Genomic DNA, 17569 nt, shown 5'->3' on the forward strand with positions numbered 1-17569 from the left:
CGTGGTGGTACAGGGCGGCGGCTGATTCGGACGCGAGCGCACCCGGCGGCGGACGGCGGAGGCATGGAAGGGCGTGTCAGGGGCGCAGAACAGGTGACTTCGCGGGACACCGTACATCTGCTGCAGCGGCTGACGTTCCTACTCTTCATCTTCTACCCGGGCTGGTGGACGAAGGCGCTGGGCGTGTTGGGCATCCTTGGCCTTACCACGCTGGTCCGCGTATCTGCGCGCCGCCGTCGACTGGATTCGTCGCTGGGTCGGGTGCTTGCTGCGGGGCCTAAGGACGCCCTCGATGACACTGACCATGAGTGACGGGCAATCGTACGAACTCGCCGTGCTTGGAAGCAATGCGAATCGACGGGCGCCTCGGTCGTCGACGCCAGGTCTGCGGGCTGGCGACGCAAGCGGCAGGTCGTAGGGACTCGGCGGGACGCCGCGCGCGAACACCAGCGCGCGGCGCCCTTGCGACATGTCTTTTGGAGCATGTCGCAAGGGCAACGTACAGAGTACGTCGGGGCTCGCGTCAGGGGTTGATGATCGTGTACGGGGTCCAGGCCAGGCCCCAGCCGTAGTCAGGGTCGACCGGCGGGTCGTTGTTGACGAAGTTCGACAGCCGGCCGCGGTAGCGCGCGCCGCCGGGGTGGTACGCGTAGAAGGTGTAGGCGTCCTGCTGCGAGTTCGGGGCGGCGTCGAGGAAGTGGGTCTCCACGGTGCTCCACACGCCGCTTTGCAGCTTCTCGATGCGCAGCCACTTGTCGTCGACGTCTTCGCTGCCGTTGTGATCGGCGACGCAACCGCCGATCCAGGTCTTGGTGTTGGGGCTGGACCCCGGGGCGAAGTACAGCGGCGACGCGAGGTACTCCTGCACGTAGTGGTCGGCGGCGTCGTACTGGCTGAGGGGGTTCAGGTCGGCGTGCCACGAGTTGACCCAATTGGTGGCAGTGCAGTAGCCGCCGATCGGGTGGAAGCCCTCCTCGCTGAGGTCCTCCGGCGACATCGTCACCCGCGGGTTGGCCTTCAGGGGCCGCGGCGGCTGCTTGGCGACCTCGTCGTGGTGCAGGGTCAGGCGCGCGAGCACGGCCGGCTCGTCGCCCTCGGCGGCGAGGTAGATCTCGAGCGGGGTCGGGTCCTCGGCCTGGACCTTGATCAGCGCCGACGGTTGCCGCGCGCTGCGGGTCTCCAACACCGCGATGCCATCCTCGAGGTCGAGGAAGGTGAGCCGCGCCCCCTGGGCCCCCTCGATCGAGGCCAGCACGGTGCCGATCGGCTCGTCCGACACCGGCGCGTCGTCGGCGTCGAACACCACCTCATTGTTGCTCTCCGGCGCCGTGTCCGGGTCACACGCGGGCGCCAGCACCAGCGCACCCACAGCCACCTTGGTCATCATCCGCGAAACAATCGATTGCATCGTCATTGGTTGGTCCATTCACGAGATGCACGACGATGCGAGCGGCCTATCCGCGAGCGATCGTCGGTGCGTCAGACTCGTGGCTGGTTGAGCAACCGACGTGCCGCAAAATTGTCGAATAAAGTCGCGGCACCGCGCGATGGACCGCGAGCGAGGGCCCCATGGGGCCCCATGGGACACTCGCTCGCCATCTGGCCGATCACTTCTTCGCGGGCGGGTTGTTGTCGCGACCGCCTCCCGACTCGTTGCCGCCGCCGCCCTGTTTGCCGCCGCCACCCTGAGTACCGCCGCCCTGTTTGCCGCCGCCCTGGTTGCCGCCGCCCTGGTTGCCGGCGTTGGCCTGGTTGCCGCCGACCTGCTGGTTGGCGTCGCTGGGCTGACTGCCGCCGGTCCGCGGATTTGTATTCGTGAGTTGGTCGTTGCCCTGGTCGCCGCCGGACGGGTTGCCGCCGATGCCTTGATTGGCGTCGCTGGGCCGGCTGATGTCGGGGCCCTGATTGGCGTCATTGGGCTGATTTTGGTTCGGACCGTTGTTGCTCATGGGTGCTCTTCCTCCGGGGAGAGAACCGTGGTGCGGGTCGGGGCGAGCGGCAAGCCGATCCGGGGATCAACGGGAGCTACGCGAGGGCGCCGTCGACGAGGCCGGTGGGCGCGGTAGTGTTCAGCGGGCTGGGCCGCGGACGAGGACGCGGCCGCGGGGCGGGGCGGCGGGGGTCGACGTCGTCGTCGACGCATTGTTGCCGACGCCCTGGCAGCGCGGGCAATAATAGGTGGTGCGGCCGAGGGTGCCCTGGCGGCGCATGGCGATCGGGGTGTTGCAGCGGGGGCAAAGCTCGCCCGAGCGGTTGTAGACCCAGGCGTTGGCGCCGCCGCTGTCCCATCGGGTCTTGCGCGGGCCGGCGCCGAGGTTGCGGCGCATCCATTTGCGGGCCTCGATGGTGGTGAGCGTGCGGCCGACGGGCGCGACCTCGGGGATCACCGATTCGAAGCGGGTGACGGTCTGGCCGACCATGACCTGCAGGCGGGCCGCGACCTTGAAGAGGGTGTCGCCCTCGGGCACGGGTCAGCGCCTCCTCGCGCCGGGGCGCGGCGGGTGTGTCGTGTCGCCCCTTCGTCCGCGTATCGGCGCGTCGCCGACGACTGGATCCGTCGCTCGATCGGGTGCTTGCTGCGGGGCCTACGGAGGCCCTCGATGACGCCGACCAGGATGACGAATCGTACGTCACCACACGTGACAGCAATGCGAATCGACGGGCGCCTCGCTGGCGGGACCACGAGGTCGGCCTGCGCCGACACAGCGGTCGGCCGCCGTGCCCGGCGCCTCGATCATTTCTTGGCCGGGTTTGCCTGCCGTTCTGCGACCTCACCGAGCCGAACACCTGCCCCGGCCAGGGCCTGGCGTGCGTCGCCTGGTACGAGGCGGGTCACGAGCCGCCCGGCCTCGAGGACGTCGGCCTCTGCGCCGTGATGCCCTGATGGGGCGCGGTGCGAGGCCGGCGGCTATCCCGTCGCGCGCGCGCCGGACGACGGACGCGCGAGCGCGGCCGGGAACATGCCGAGCGCGATGCACAGCGCCTCGCCGGCCTCGACCAGATCGTCGATCAGCATCTCGTCGCCGACCGCGCTGTAGACGATCCGGCCCGCGTAGTTGATCATGTCGGTCCCGGCGTAGAGCTGCTGCGTCACCACGTCCGCCGCGACGCCGTCGAGGTCGAGCGCGTTGGGGAGCAGGCGGTTGAACTCGGCCATGTCCTCGCCGTTGTAGGCCATGTTGCCGGCGAGGTACTGCACGTGCTGGGTCTGGGACCCGAGGTTGGCGCCGAGGAAGTTGTAGCGAATATTGGTATTCGCGACCTCGGCGACCCACTGGTTGTCGATGATCTGAATCAGCAGAGCAGGCATGGTATCTCCTCAGGCGTCCTGGATGGTGACGGTCACCGACAGGCTGGAGTGCGACGAGGTCGGCACGGCGGTGATCTTGAAGCCGAGGCTCGACGGCCAGGTGTAGTTGTCCGAGGGGTCGGAGAGCTGCACCCAATTGATGTTGCTGTTGTCCAGCGACGAATCGTTCATGTGGTACCAGTAGGGCCGGTCGCCCATGCCGATGACCTGCATCCCCGCCCACAGCTTGATGCCGAACCGCTGGCTGCCGTTGTTCCAGCAGCACCAGATCCCGGCGTCGCCGTCGGCGATCGAGCCGCCCAGGTCTTGCTGGTATTGGAGGACGCCCGAGCCCGCATAGGCCTGCAGCGAGGTCGGCGGCTGCTGGCTGATGCCGGCCACGCCTGCCTGGGTCTGCCACCCCATCACGTCGCGTTGCCACTGGGTCGAGGAGTAGTTGGTGAAGATCGCGGTCAGTACGGTGTTGGACATGGTGCGCTCCTGTTCGGCGCTGCGGTGATTCATCCGCCGCGCGCCGCCTTGCCTGGGGAGTCGCGGGCCCCTCCGTTTTGATCAGACCGCGATACGATTTTTTTTCGCGTCGGCGTGCGCGCCCAGCGCCGCGAGCCGGGCGTCGAGCTCGGCGACTGCGGCGGCGCTGCCGGCCACCCGGGCCGTGGCCGCGCGGGCCTCGACCAGCGCCGCGCGGGCCGGGGTTTCAGCGGGCTGGGCCGCGGACGAGGACGCGGCCGCGGGGCGGGGCGGCGGGGGTCGACGTCGTCGTCGACGCATTGTTGCCGACGCCCTGGCAGCGCGGGCAATAATAGGTGGTGCGGCCGAGGGTGCCCTGGCGGCGCATGGCGATCGGGGTGTTGCAGCGGGGGCACAGCTCGCCCGAGCGGTTGTAGACCCAGGTGTTGGCGCCGCCGCTGTCCCATCGGGTCTTGCGCGGGCCGGCGCCGAGGTTGCGGCGCATCCATTTGCGGCCGGCTTCCAGCAATCGTCGAAGGGTCGGATCGTCGTACTCGCCGACGGGCTTGAACGGGTCGAGGCGCTCCATGAACAGCAGCTCGCTCTTGTAGACGTTGCCGAGGCCGGCGACGAGGCGCTGGTCGAGCATGGCCTCGCCGAGCGGGCGCTTGGGGTCGTTGCGCAGGCGCTCGAGGGCGAGCGCGACGGTCTGGTCAGGATCGTCGGGGCCGAGCAGGTCGGGGCCGAGCGCGGACAGCACGGGGTGGTGCTCGACCTCCCAGGCGCTGAGCCACTCGACGACGGGGGCGTAGAAGCAGACGGCGAGCCATTCGGCGGTGCCGACGACGGCGCGGGCGGCGGTGGCGGGCTTGCGCCACGCGACCTGCGGGCGATAGAGGTGCCAGCTGCCCTCCATGCGCAAATGGGTGTAGAGCGCGTGGGTGGCGTCGAACCAGATGAGCAGGTTCTTGCCGCGGGCCTCGATGGTTGTGAGCGTGCGGCCGACGGGCGCGACCTCGGGGATCACCGATTCGAAGCGGGTGACGGTCTGGCCGACCATGACCTGCAGGCGGGCCGCGACCTTGAAGAGTGTGTCGCCCTCGGGCACGGGTCAGCGCCTCCTCGCGCCGAGGCGCGGCTCGTCGCGGCGCAGCAACAGGGAGTCGTGGGTGGGGCGGAAGCCGGCGGCGGTCAAAGCCGTAGCGAGCGGCGAGGCGGGGGCGACCTGGCCGTCGATCTGCTCGAGCAGGACGTAGCGCTGGCCGGTGACCTCGGGCAGGAGGGCGAGGGCCTCGGCGAGGGCGGCGACGGCCCGGCCGCGCTCCGGCTCGGCGTCGGGCAAGTGGGTGACGAGGTTGCGGCCGCCGCGGCCGAGGAAGCCGACGAGCCGGCCGTCACGCAGGACCACGCGGGCGCCGGCGGCCCGCTCGAACCTGGCCTCGGGGACATCCGGCCACGGCAGCGCGGCTCCGTACGGGTTGGCGGGATCGGTGGCGGCGATCAGGACGGTGAGCGGGGCGTCCTCGTCGGTCTCTCGCACGTCGCGCAGGCGATCCTCGGCGCCGGGCAGGGCGAACTGGACGGCGCCGAGGCCGGCGACGAAGTAGCCGCGGCGGACCCGGCCGGCCTCCTCCATGGCCTTGAGGACCGGGTAGACGGCCGCGAAGCCGCCCTCCATGTCCTCGGCGGCCACGGCCTCGCGGGTGAGCACGCCGTGGCGGGCCAGCAGCTGGCGGGCGCGGGCGGCCCGGCGATCGGTCTCTTCGGCGGGGCGCGGGCCGATCAGCGACCAGCGACCTTCGCTGCCGGGCGGGCCGCTGCGGCGGCCGCGACCGTCGACGCCGAAGCGCAGCGGTCGCGGGCCCCGATCGCCGCCGGCGAGCCGGCTGCGCAGGCAGGTGAGGGTGTCGTTGGTGACCTCGCCGGCCCACACGAGGTCCCACAGGGCCTCCAGGAGCTCGTCGGCGGGGGCCTGGACCAGCGTCGCCAACTCGGCGAAGAACGAGGCGCCGCGGGCCTGCAGGGCCTCACGCACGCGACCGGCGAGGGCGCCCTCGGCCGGGGTCGGATCGGGGGCGAGCAGGGCGGCGTCGTCGGCGAGGTAGAGGGCGACGTAGCCGTCGGCCTGGCCGAGCGGCCGCACGCCGCGCCAGACGACGTCGCCGGCGCCGCAGAGCACGTCGAGGTCGGTCGCGCGGTAGTTGGCGACCCGCGCCGGCAGGACCTCGCCCTCGAGCACCGAGGCCGGGACCGGCACGCCCTGCAATTGCTCGATCGTCTGCAGCACCGCCTCGGGGCCCTCGCGCTCGCCGCCGATGCCCTGCCACGCGAGCAGGAAACGGCCGAGCACCGCCTGCTCGACCGGCTCGACCTCCTCGCGCAGGCGGGCCAGCGACATGCGCTTGAGCCGGCGCAGGACCTCGTCGTCGCACCACTCGAGGCCGGCGCCGCCGGGGATGAACTCGCCCTCGACGACCTTGCCGCGGGCGGCGAGCCGGCGCAGGGCGCCGACGACGAGGGCGGTGCCGATGGCGAACCGCTGGGCCAGCCACTCGGCGCGGAACGGGCCGTGGGTGCGGGCGTGGCGGGCCACGAGGTCGGCCAGTGGGTCCTCGACCGCGGCCAGGAACACTGCGGGCAGCCCGGGCGGCGAGACCACGCCGAGCGCGTCGCGGTAGCGGCCGGCGTCCTCGGCGGCGATGTAGCGCCAGCGGCCGCCGAGCTTGACGCGCACGATCCGGCGGGTGTGGGTGAGCTCGGCCAGCCAGCGATCGACCTCTTCTTCGCCGACGCCGGCGCGCGCGACCACGTCGTCGCGGTCCTGATCGCCGAGCGCGAGCAGGAGGTCGTGGACCTCGTCGAGGTGGTTGAGCTTGCGGGCGCGTCGCTGCAGCGTCGCCTCGAGCTCGGCGATCGCGTCGGCGTCGAGCAGGTCGCGCAGCGCGGCCTCGCCGAGCAGGGCCTTGAGGCGAGCGTGGTCGATCGTCAGCGCCTGGGCGCGGCGCTCGGCCAGCGGCGCGTCGCCCTCGTACATGAAGTTGCCGACGTAGGTGAACAGCAGCGCGGCGGCGAACGGGCTCGGGCTGCGCGTCTCGACGTCGACGATCTTGATCGCGCGCTGCTCGACGCGCCGCAGCACGTCGACGCAGCCGGGCAGGTCGAACACGTCCTGCAGGCACTCGCGGTAGGTCTCGAGCACCACCGGGAAGTCGCGGAAGCGCGAGGCGGCGGCCAGCAGGTCGGCTGACTTGCGACGCATGGCCCACAGCGGGGTGCGCTGGCCGGGCCGGCGCTTGACCAGCAGCAGCGCGCGGCCGGCGTTCTCGCGGAAGCGGGTGGCGAACAGCGAGGTCTCGGCGAGCCGCGCGACCACGCGGTCCTCGACCTCGTCGGCGCGCGGGAAGAACTGCGACGGGTCGGGCACGTGCTCGGCCTCGGGCAGGCGGAACACGATGCCGTCGTCGGACCAGACGACGTCGAGCTCGGTGGCGTAGCGCTCGAGCAGGATGCCGCGGACCGCCATCGCCCACGGGGCGTGCACGGCGGCGCCGAACGGCGAGAGGATGCAGACGCGCCAGTCGCCGATCTCGTCGCGGAAGCGCTCGACGACGATGGTGCGATCGGTGGGCAGGGCCTTGGCGGCCTCCTGCTCCTCGCGCACGTACTGCAGGAGGCTGTCGGCGGCGGGCTGGTCGAGGCAGTGCTGCTCGGCCAGCTTGGTCGCGGCCTCGGCGTCGGGCAGGGCCCCGAGCTCGCGGACCAGGGCGCCGATCGCCTGGCCGAACTCGAGCGGCCGACCCGGACCGTCGCCGCGCCAGAACGGCAGCTTGCCGGGCTCGCCCGGGGCCGGCGAGACCAACACGCGGTCGTGGGTGATCTCTTCGATGCGCCACGACGAGGCGCCGAGCACGAACACGTCGCCGATCCGCGACTCGAACACCATCTCCTCGTCGAGCTCGCCGACGCGGCGGCTGGTGGCCGCGTTGCCGGCCAGGAACACGCCGAACAGGCCGCGATCGGGGATGCTGCCGGCGTTGCCGATGGCGACCCGGCGCGCGCCGTGGCGGGCCGTCAGCTGGCCGGTGACGCGGTCGTAGTTGACGCGCGGGCGCAGGTAGGCGAAGTCCTCGCTCGGGTAGCGGCCGCTCAGCATGTCGAGCACGCCCTCGAAGGCGTCGCGCGGCAGCTCGGAGTAGGGGGCGGCGGCGCGCAGCTTGTCGTACAGATCTTCGGCGGCCCAGTCGTCCATCGCCACGGTCGCGACGACCTGCTGGGCCAGGATGTCGAGCGGGTTGCGCGGGTATCGCGACGACTCGACCGCGCCGGCGAGCATGGCCTGGGCCGCGGCGGCGCACGGCAGCAGGTCGCCGCGGAACTTGGGGATGATGACGCCGCGCGAGCGCCCGCCGACGTGGTGGTTGGCCCGGCCGACGCGCTGCATGCCGGCCGCGATCGACGGCGGCGAGGCCAGCTGGATCACCAGGTCGACCGCGCCCATGTCGATGCCGAGCTCGAGCGACGAGGTGGCGACGATCGCCGGCAAGGTGCCGCGCTTGAGCTGCTCCTCGACCCCGGCGCGCACGTCCTTGGCCATCGAGCCGTGGTGGGCCAGCGCCAGCGGCTGGCCGGCGAGCTCGTTGAGGGCCGCGGCCAGGCGCTCGGCGAGGCGGCGGCTGTTGACGAACAGCATCGTCGAGCGGTGGGCCCGGATCAGCGCGACCAGGCGCGCGTGCAGCCCCGGCCAGGCCTCACGCTGCACCCCCGAGATCGCCGTCGGGCCCTCGTTGGCGGCCGGCGGCACTTCCTCGGTCGGCGCCGGCGCGGTTTCGGCGGCGGCCGCGGCGACCGGCAGCTCGATGCGCAGCTCGAGCGGCTTGACCTGGCCGGCGTCGATGATCGTGACCGGCCGCGACGACACCGCGTCGCCGTCGACGAGCGAGCCGCCGAGGAACCGCGCCACCTCGGTGAGCGGGCGCTGGGTCGCCGACAGGCCGATCCGCTGCAGCGGCCTGGCCCCGGCGCGCAGCCACTCGAGCCGCTCGAGCGAGAGCGCGAGGTGGGTCCCGCGCTTGCTGGCGACGAGGCTGTGGATCTCGTCGACGATCACGGTGTCGACCGATCGCAGCATCGCCCGCGACTCGCTGGTCAGCAGCATGTACAGCGATTCGGGGGTGGTGATGAGGATGTCGGGCGGGTGGCGCTGCATGTACGCCCGCGCCTTTTGCGGGGTGTCGCCGCTGCGGATCGCCACTGTCGGCGTGTGCACCGTCATGTTCAGGCGCGCGGCGGTCGCGGCGATGCCGGCCAGCGGCGAGCGCAGGTTCTGCTCGACGTCGACGCCGAGCGCCTTGATCGGCGAGACGTAGATGACGCGGCAGCGCTCCGCCGGCGCCGGCACGGGGGCGAACATGACGCGGTTGATGGCGCCGAGGAACGCGGCCAGCGTCTTGCCCGAGCCGGTCGGCGCCAGCAGCAGCGTCGAGGCGCCGGCCTCGATCGCCGGCCACCCTGCGACCTGCGCCGACGTCGGGGCGTCGAAACAGGCCTCGAACCACGCGCGGGCGGCCGGGTGGAGGAAAGCGAGCGGATCGCCGGTCACGCCTGAATGTGGCCGAGTTGGCTGCACATGCAAGCAGCGGCGCCGGCGAGCCCAGCCGTGGACGCGCGGGAGAGCGGCGCGCACGGCCCGGCGCGGCGGCGCGGCGTCGTGATCCTCACTCGCGGCGGGTTACTTCTTGCGGCCGGTCTTGTAGCGCGGGTTGCTGTCGTGCCACTCGAACGCGCCGCCCATCCACCCTCGCAGGCCGCGCAAGAACCGCTGCAGCTCGAAGGACGGGACGCCCTGCATGCTGCGGTGGGCGGCCTCGAAGTCGCGCACGAGTTCGTTGTGGAGCTGGACGGTGACCTCGGTGGCCTCGTCGAGGGAGCAGCCGCGATCGGCGGCGACCTGCAGGACCATGTTGCACGGCGGCTTCTCGTCCTCGAGGTCCTTGGCGACCGAGTAGAGGTCGTTGACGAGGACGACCGCGGTGCCGGCCAGGAACGCGGCGCGACGGACCCGCGCGTCGTAGAAGAGGTCGGCCGGCAATCGATAACCGCCGATGACGTCGCACAGCGTCATCGAGGTGTAAAAGCTGTCGTGCTGGCGCGCGGCCAGGTACTTCCAGGCCGGCGGGTACTCGCCGGTGTGCCGCCAGGCCGCGTAGGCGCTCCACGACACGAACATGGCGAAGGTCGCGTAGCAGGTGCGCTGGACCTGCTCGTGGCTGGCGTGGCGGCCCATGTGCTCGAGGCCCGAGCGCAGGGCCACGAGCACCCGCTCGTCGTCGATGGCCTGCTGCAGCGGGACGCTGAACTCGCCGGCGCGCGGCAGCGGATCCATGGCGGCCATCGCCAGCACGAGGCGCGGCGGAAGCTGCTCGGGCACGGCCCCGAGCGCGCTGTCGTCGGCGTAGTAGTCGTCGGCGGCCCACCACGCGGCGTTCAGCTTGGCGCCGATCAGCAGCCGCTCGGGATCGTCGCAGTCGGGGTGCGTGAGCATGACCAGCCGGCCGAACCGGGTCTTGCGGATCTTGACGACCTCGTCGTCGTCGAAGCCGCACTCGCTGGCCCACGCCGCCAGGCGCTCGTCGACCACGTCGGCGAGCGGCTCGTTCAAACGCTCGGTGATCGGGCAATACAGCGGCGAGCCGGTGCCGTCGCCCCACGGCCGCCAGGCGTACGCGGGATCGAGGCTCGGCTGCGGCGCCGGCGGGTCGAGGTCGCCGGCGCGGGCGCGAGTCAGCAATTGCGCGAGGCGAGCGGCGGAGGTGCCGAGGCCGCTCGGGCCGGCGAAGAGGGCGGTTACGTCGTTCGGGTCCGTCATGCGCTTGGCCTCGGTCATCGCTCGCTCGCGTGGCAAAAGAAGGTCGCCGGCCGGTATGTGCATACCGACCGGCGACGCCGTCATGTCAGCGGACGATCCGGTCCGCGACGATCAGGAGGTAGTGGAAGCTGCCCTCCTTGTAGGCGCGCAGGAACGGGTCCTCGACGCCGGTGGCGACCGACGCGTGGGTCCGCAGCTCCCAGTACGGGATGGTGTCGGGGGTCAGGTCGGTGACCTCGATCGGCACCAGGTTGTTGGCGGCCATCGCCTTGAAGTAGTCGCTGCGCGGGTGGATGTTGCAGATGTACTTGGCGTCGATCTCGCTGACGGCGCGCGAGCGGCCGCCGGTGATGTCGTTGTAGCAGCCGGTGATGCAGACGTAGCGCCCGCCGTCCTTCAGCAGCCGCGAGAACTCGGCGTACAGCTTGAACAGGTCGACGTACATCGTGGTCTCGTTGGTCCAGATGGCGTCGATCGAGCCGGTGTCGATGCCGGTGTCGAGCATGTTGCGGAAGTGGTACTTCAGCTTGTCGCCGAGCCCGCGCTTGGCGGCCTGCTCGTTGGCGAACCCGACCTGATACTCGGAGATGGAGACGCCGTCGACCTGGCAGCCGAACCGCTCGTGGGCCATCAGGCTGGTGCCGCCGCGGCCGGAGCCGGCGTCGAGCAGGCGGCTGTCCTTGGTGATCGGGCCGAGCTTGCCGAGCAGGTACTCGGCCTGGGCGTGCTCGAGCCGGTGCAGCTCGCGGATGATGCTGTCGTCGCGCTTGGCCTCGGGCTCCTCGAGCACCTTCCAGTTGACGGGGCCGATCCCGTAGTGGTGGTGATAATAGCCGTCGACGTGGCCGAGCAGCAGATTGACGGGGTCGTTCTGGTTGGTGTTCCAGTAGTTGGCGACCGACTTCTGGTATTCGCTGCGCAGGACGGTGGGAGCCTGAATGGGCGTATTCATGATCGTCTGTTTCTCTTTCGTTGCGCTGTGACGAGGCGCCCCGAGACGGCGCCTGCCTCGGCGAGGGCGCTCAGCGCCCGATCTCGATGTTTTCAAGGATGCCGAGCGCGTCCGGGATCAGGACGGCCGCGGAGTAATAGGTGCTGACGAGGTAGCGGCCGACGGCCTTCTCGTTGGTGTCCATGCGGCGCACGGACAGGCCGGGCTCACGCTCGTCGGGGAGGCCGCTGCGGTAGAGGCCGATGACGCCCTGGTTGTCCTGCCCGACCCGCATGGCGAGGATCGAGCTGGTCTGCGTCGCGGAGATCGGGATCTTGTCGCACGGCAAGATCGGTACGCCGCGCCAGCCGGCGACGATCGACCCCTCGTATTCGACGTTGGGCGGGTCGAGCCGCCGACGGGTGCACTCGCGGCGGAAGGCGGCGATGGTGCGCGGGTGGGCGAGGAAGAATTTGGTCTTGCGCCGGCGGCACAGCAGCTCGTCCATGTCGTCGGGCGTCGGCGGGCCGCTGCGGGTGCTGATCCGCTGCTTGTAGTCGGCGTTGTGGAGCAGGCCGAAGTCGAGGTTGTTGACGAGCTCGTGCTCCTGCCGCTCGCGCAGGGCGTCGATGGTGAGGCGCAGCTGCTCCTCGAGCTGGTCCATCGGCTCGTTGAAGAGGTCCGACACGCGCGTGTGGAGCTGCAGGATGGTCTGGGCCAGGCTGAGCTCGTACTCGCGGGGCGTGGCCTCGTAGTCGACGAAGGTGCCCGGCAGGGTGACCTCGCCGTGGTGGCCGGCGGTCAAGCGAATGGCGGCCTGACCGTGCTTGTCCTGCGGGGTCTTCAGCAGCTCCTTGAAGCGCTCGACGTGGGCCCGCAGCTTGGGCGAGCGGCCGATCAGCTCCTCGAACACCTGCTGCGGCAGCGCCAGCACGGTGCACGGCGTGACCGCCTTGACCGTGTAGTCCCAGGCGTCGTCGTCCTCGACGAGCGCCTGGTCGCCGAAGTGCGCGCCGTCGGCGATGACTTCGAGCAGGACCTCCTCGCCGTAGGCGCCGCGGCCGAGCTTGTTGGCCTTGCCGTGGACCAGCAAGTAGACGTGATCCGCCGGTTTGCCGCGCTCGGCGATCGCTTGCCCGGGCTTGAACTCGGCCTGCACGAAGCGGCTGGCCAGGTGCGACAGGACCTCGTCGTCGTCGAACCCGCGCAGCAGCGGCAGCTCGCCCAGCTCGGCCGGGACGACCTGAGCGCGCGCGCCGATGTTGGTAAACTCGATGCGCCCGTCGCCGACAGCGACGTTCATGCGGCGGTTGACGCGGAAGGTGCCGCCGGTGACGTCGACCCAGGGCAGCGAGCGCAGCAGCCACCGCGGCGTGCGGCCCTGGTTCTGCGGCTCGGTCTTGGTGGTCGTCGCCAGCTGGCGCGCGGCCAGGGTCCCGAGGCTCGTCAGCTGCCCGTCGTCACGCCCGGACTTCTCGAAGATCGACATGATTTCACCTCTATGCGGGGCTCAAGGATGCGGCGCTCCGATCCACACCGGAGGATCGGAGCGCCGCGGGATGCACGGCGATCGTCAGTCGGCGCGGCCGATCTCGACGCTCTCGAGGATGCCGAGCGCGTCCGGGATCTGGACGGCGGCCGAGTAGTAGAGGCTGACGAGGTAGGAGATGACGGCCTTCTCGTTGATGCCCATGAAGCGCACCGACAGGCTCGGCTCGATCTCGTCGGGGATGCCTTTGTGCTGCAGGCCGATCACGCCCTGGTTCTTCTCGCCGACGCGCATCAGCAGGACCGAGGTGGTGCGCGTGTCCGAGATCGGGATCTTGTTGCAGGGGAAGATCGGCACGCCGCGCCACGACGGGACGTGATGGCCGCCCAGCTCGACCGGCGTGGGGTAGATGCCGGCGCGGTTGCACTCGTGGCCGAACGCCGCGATGGTCCGCGGGTGGGCGAGGAAGAAGGCCGGCTCCTTCCACACGAGCGCCAGCAGGTTGTCCATGTCGTCCGGCGTCGGCGGGCCGCTGCGGGTGTGGATGCGCTGCTTGAGGTCGGCGTTGTGGAGCAGGCCGAACTCGGGGTTGTTGATGAGCTCGTGCTCCTGGCGCTCCTTCAGCGCCTCGACGGTCAGGCGCAGCTGCTCCTGCGTCTGGTTCATCGGCTCGTTGAAGAGGTCGGCCACGCGGGTGTGGACCTGCAGCACCGTCTGGGCGACGCTGAGCTCGAACTCCCGCGGCGAGGTCTCGTAGTCGACGAAGGTGCCGGGCAGCACCGGCTCGCCCGTGTGGCCGGAGGCGACCTCGATCGCGGCCTGGCCGGTGTTGTCCTGCTTCTTCTGCGCGCGGGCCTTGAACTCGTCGACGTGCCGCTTGAGCGTCGGGAACTGATTCACGAGCTCCTCGAACGAGCTCTGCGACAGCGTGAGGATGCTGCCGGCGGTCACGGCCTTGGCGGTGAAGTCCCAGTAGTCCTGCGACTCGAGGATCGCCTGGTACGAGTAATGGTCGCCGTCGGCCAGGGTCTCGAGGACCGCCTCGTCGCCGTACTTGCCGGTGCCGATCTTGTTGACCTTGCCGTGGGCGATGAGGACCATCTCGTTGGCCTCGTTGCCCTTCTGCGTCAAGACGTCGCCCGCCTTGAACTCCTTCTGCACGAAGCGGCCGGCGAGCACGCTCAGCACCTCGAGGTCCTCGTAGCCGCGGAACAGCGGCAATTCGGTCAGCTCGAGCGGGACGACCTGGATCTTGGCGCCCGTGTTGTAGAAGGTGACGCGGCCGTCGCCGACGGCGTAGCTCAGGCGGCGGTTGAGGCGGAACACGCCGTTGACGTGGACCCACGGCAGCAACTTGAGCAGCCAGCGGGACGAGATGCCCTGCATCTGGGGCGGGGACTTCGTCGTCGTGGCCAGCTGCCGCGCGGCCGCCGTCGAGAGGCTCGTCTGCTGATCATTACCGGGCTTTCCTGCGATCGACATGACTATCCTTTTCACCGACAGCTCCGCTGCCGCTTCCAATCTCGCTCGTACACGGGCCGGGTCGGCGCACCGCGATTCGAGCTGGCGGAGGTTACGCTCCAGCGTGGCGGAGGGTCAAGACAATTCGGGGAGACGAAGCATTAAATGAAGGGTGAATTGATGACTGTGGATTGGGCGCTCGAACGCGCGGAGCGGGCGGTAGACCGCGCTTTCGTCAGGTCGCGCGATTGGGTGAATCCCGAACTGTCATGCGCCGATGATACGCGTTCCAGCCGCCGATAACGGCGTTGGCGTGTCATCCATGGTGTGTCTGGCGATTCCGGGCGAGCGATGATTCCCGGCTGCGCTTCGTCATCCACCCGCCGCCGCTGTCACGGCAGAGTGCGCGTCATCGTGACAGTGGTGGAAGGTCGAATCCGCCGAGCGGCGCGGGCCTGACCGCGGCCCGCGGGCCGGCAATGGCCATTGTTGCGCGGCTCGTATTCGCGGCGGCGCGCGGCGCGAGGGGCACGAATGCACAGGGCCTATCCGGGCCGGCCGACGCGGACGCGACGACCGGCGTGTGCACGGCGTTCTGGCGGCGGCCGCGATCTACCTTATTAAAGAGATCGGGGGAGCGCCGACGTCGGGGCGCGTCGCCGTCAGGCGCGGTCGCGCCATTCGGCCCGGGGGCCGCGGGCGCGATCGTATAGGGCTTCGCGCGAGCGCGGCGGCGGCGAGCGAGGGTCGGTAAGAGCCACGCGCCGCCGGTGATCGATCGCGGCGGAGCGTGCGTGGCCCGCAAATCGTGCGACATCGCCGCGACGTCGCCGTTATTCCCCGGTATTCGCGGTCGACGCTGAAATGTCGCGAAGCGGACAATGGTGGGACAGGGGGCGCTGATTCAGCGCACCACCCCGCGGGGGGCCGGCGCGCGCGGCAGAGTTCGTTCGCCGCGACAGCCTGCGCCGATCGCCGGGCTCGCTGCCGGCGACGCACGTCGCGGAGCCGAGGCGAGGCACGGGCCGTCAGGACGCGTCGTGCGCCGCCCCGTGGCCGCCCGGTGGGCGGGCGGGCGCCCACGGCGAGGCACGGGCCGTCAGGACGCGTCGTGCGCCGCCTCGCGGGCGCGCAGGAGGCGGGCGATCGCGGCGATGCCGGCCTCCATGCGCGCGCGAGCGGCGGTGTTTGCGGAGTGCACGGCGAGGGCGGGCGGGACGAAGCCGCGGGTGGCGACGGCCTCCTCGATCCAGCGGACGACGTCATAGCCGGTGCCGCGCGCGTCGTCGCCGAGGTCGTGATCGAGGCTGAGCTCGGCGACGGCGCCGGTCTGCAGCAGGGCCACGACCTCGTCGGGCCAGCGCACCGGCAGCCAGCCGGGCGGGGCCGGGCGCTCGTCGTCGAGCCAGAGCCGCAGGTTCGGAGCTGTCGCTTCGGACATGTCCCGAGAGACCTCTCGGATCAGCGGACCATGACCCACCGGGCGGCGCCGGGCTTGTGGCAGTCGTGGATCGGGACGACGGCGTCGAGGGTGTTGGGGTCGGAGGCGAAGGTGTCGGCGGAGGGGGAGACCACCGCGGCGCCCTTCCACGGGTAGTTGGCGAGGCCGCAGCCGTACTGGTCCTGGGCGATCTCGTCGATGTGCCAGGCGCCGGCGCAGCCCTCGGAGGTGCCGACGTGCCAGGTGCAGATGGTCTTGTTCTGGACGAAGTTGCCCTTGAGGCGGGCCTCCTTGTAGAGCACCTTGGTCCAGTTGAAGCAACTGTTGGGGCCGCCCTGGCCGTTGAAGAGGTTGGTGGCGGCGGTGAGCAGGTAGTCGTCGCCGCGGCAGTCGATGCGCATGTCGGTCGCGAGGTCGCGCCAGGTCGTCATCTGGGCCTTGGACAGGCGGTGGCGGGCGTTGGCGGGGTCGGCCGGATTGACGGGCAGGTCGTTGTAGAGGGCCTTGCCGATGGTCTGGGCGCCGAGCGGGCTGCGCTCGAGCACGGTCCAGCCGCCGCCGGCGGTGAGCATGTCGCAGAAGACGGATTGCGCCGGCTGCGGACCGACGCCGTCGGGGTCGACGAGGTAGACGCCGCTCGGGGCCTGGGGGAGGCTGGCGTGCAGCTGCTGGCAGGTCTCCGGCACGGTGCAGACGCTGGTGCAGCCGTCGCCTTCGTCGGCGTCGGCGTCGTCGCACTGCTCGACGCCGGCTTGCACGTGGCCGTCGCCGCAGCTAGCGGCGATGCAGTCCGTCAGGCAGGCGTCGGTCTGCGCGGCGTTGCCGTCGTCGCAGACCTCGACGCCGTCCTGGACGTGGCCGTCGCCGCACTTGGCGAGCTCGCAGGTGGTGAGGCAAGCGTCGGTGTCGTCGGCGTTGGCGTCGTCGCAGGCCTCGACGCCGTCGCGCACGTGGCCGTCGCCGCAGCTGGCGGCCAGACAGGTGGAGAGGCAGGCGTCGGTGTCGTCGGCGTTGGCGTCGTCGCAGGCTTCGCCGACCTGGACCGCCCCGTCGCCGCAGGTCGCGAGGGCGCAGTTGTTGGTGCAGGCGTCGTCGTCGTCGTCGTTGGCGTCGTCGCAGGCCTCGACGCCGGCCTGGACCAGGCCGTCGCCGCACTCGGCGAGGGCGCAGGCGAGGGTGCAGTTGCCGTCGTCGGCGTTGGCCGGGCCAGCGTCGCAGGCCTCGCCGTCGTCGACCTCGCCGTCGCCGCAGAAGGGGGCGGGGCCGGTGGTGCCATCCGTGGTGGTGGTGGTGTCGACCGAGGTGGTGCCGGTTTCGGTGGTGCTGGTCGAGGTCGAGGTCGAGGTGGTGGTGGTGTCGCCGGTGGTGGTGGTCGAGTCGCTGGCGTTGCCGGTGCCGAGCGTGCTGTCGCCGGTGGTCGGCACGCCGGTGGTCGGCGCCGGTTCGCCGCTGCTTTCACCGCCGGTCGTCGCCTGCGTGTCCGTGCCGGCCGTGGCCGTGTCGGTGGTGACCGCGACGCCGCTGTCTCCGCACCCCGCCGCGACGAGGACCGTGGCAAAGGCGCCCCTGCTCCCCCATACAAACAGTTTCATGGCGGGATGGTACGCGAACGGATCGCTGGC

At 71.0% G+C, this 17569-nt stretch carries 13 protein-coding genes; all 13 read right to left on the reverse strand.

Annotation, left to right across the window (positions count from 1 at the left end):
* Positions 1-523: 523 nt before the first annotated feature.
* Positions 524-1384 (reverse strand): hypothetical protein, encoded by an 861-nt coding sequence (locus tag POL25_RS19185; protein WP_272087548.1) that lies wholly within the window; start codon positions 1382-1384, stop codon positions 524-526.
* 223 nt (positions 1385-1607) lie between these two features.
* Positions 1608-1949 carry a hypothetical protein gene (locus POL25_RS19190; protein WP_272087549.1) on the reverse strand — a complete coding sequence of 114 codons (342 nt, stop codon included), beginning with the start codon at positions 1947-1949 and terminating at the stop codon, positions 1608-1610.
* A 120-nt stretch (positions 1950-2069) separates the two neighbouring features.
* On the reverse strand, positions 2070-2468 hold the full coding sequence (locus POL25_RS44415) for a zinc finger domain-containing protein (RefSeq protein ID WP_272087550.1): 399 nt from the start codon (positions 2466-2468) through the stop codon (positions 2070-2072).
* 440 nt (positions 2469-2908) lie between these two features.
* Positions 2909-3310, reverse strand: a complete 402-nt coding sequence (locus POL25_RS19200; protein ID WP_272087551.1) for a hypothetical protein — start codon at positions 3308-3310, stop codon at positions 2909-2911.
* A gap of 9 nt (positions 3311-3319) precedes the next feature.
* A complete protein-coding gene (locus POL25_RS19205; RefSeq protein WP_272087552.1) occupies positions 3320-3781 on the reverse strand; it encodes a hypothetical protein in 462 nt (153 codons plus the stop codon).
* 226 nt (positions 3782-4007) lie between these two features.
* Positions 4008-4868 (reverse strand): Fpg/Nei family DNA glycosylase, encoded by an 861-nt coding sequence (locus POL25_RS19210; RefSeq protein ID WP_272087553.1) that lies wholly within the window; start codon positions 4866-4868, stop codon positions 4008-4010.
* A gap of 3 nt (positions 4869-4871) precedes the next feature.
* A complete protein-coding gene (locus POL25_RS19215; RefSeq protein ID WP_272087554.1) occupies positions 4872-9359 on the reverse strand; it encodes an Lhr family helicase in 4488 nt (1495 codons plus the stop codon).
* Between the two features lie 129 nt (positions 9360-9488).
* Positions 9489-10643, reverse strand: coding sequence for a family 2 encapsulin nanocompartment cargo protein terpene cyclase (locus POL25_RS19220; protein ID WP_272087555.1), 1155 nt, complete (start codon positions 10641-10643; stop codon positions 9489-9491).
* A gap of 67 nt (positions 10644-10710) precedes the next feature.
* The gene (locus tag POL25_RS19225; protein WP_272087556.1) at positions 10711-11577 is read right to left on the reverse strand and encodes a geranyl diphosphate 2-C-methyltransferase; all 867 of its coding nucleotides are present in this window, start codon (positions 11575-11577) and stop codon (positions 10711-10713) included.
* A gap of 70 nt (positions 11578-11647) precedes the next feature.
* Positions 11648-13045 carry a family 2B encapsulin nanocompartment shell protein gene (locus POL25_RS19230; protein WP_272087557.1) on the reverse strand — a complete coding sequence of 466 codons (1398 nt, stop codon included), beginning with the start codon at positions 13043-13045 and terminating at the stop codon, positions 11648-11650.
* Positions 13046-13129: 84 nt separating this feature from the next.
* Positions 13130-14527 carry a family 2B encapsulin nanocompartment shell protein gene (locus POL25_RS19235; protein ID WP_272087558.1) on the reverse strand — a complete coding sequence of 466 codons (1398 nt, stop codon included), beginning with the start codon at positions 14525-14527 and terminating at the stop codon, positions 13130-13132.
* Between the two features lie 1078 nt (positions 14528-15605).
* Complete coding sequence (locus POL25_RS19240) at positions 15606-15923, reverse strand: cyclic-phosphate processing receiver domain-containing protein (protein ID WP_373372107.1); 318 nt, start codon at positions 15921-15923, stop codon at positions 15606-15608.
* Positions 15924-15967: 44 nt separating this feature from the next.
* Positions 15968-17539: a fibrinogen-like YCDxxxxGGGW domain-containing protein gene (locus POL25_RS19245; RefSeq protein WP_272087560.1), complete on the reverse strand. Its 1572-nt coding sequence runs from the start codon at positions 17537-17539 to the stop codon at positions 15968-15970.
* Positions 17540-17569: the final 30 nt, after the last annotated feature.

The organism is Nannocystis bainbridge, assembly GCF_028368995.1.
GTDB lineage: Bacteria > Myxococcota_A > Polyangia > Nannocystales > Nannocystaceae > Nannocystis > Nannocystis bainbridge.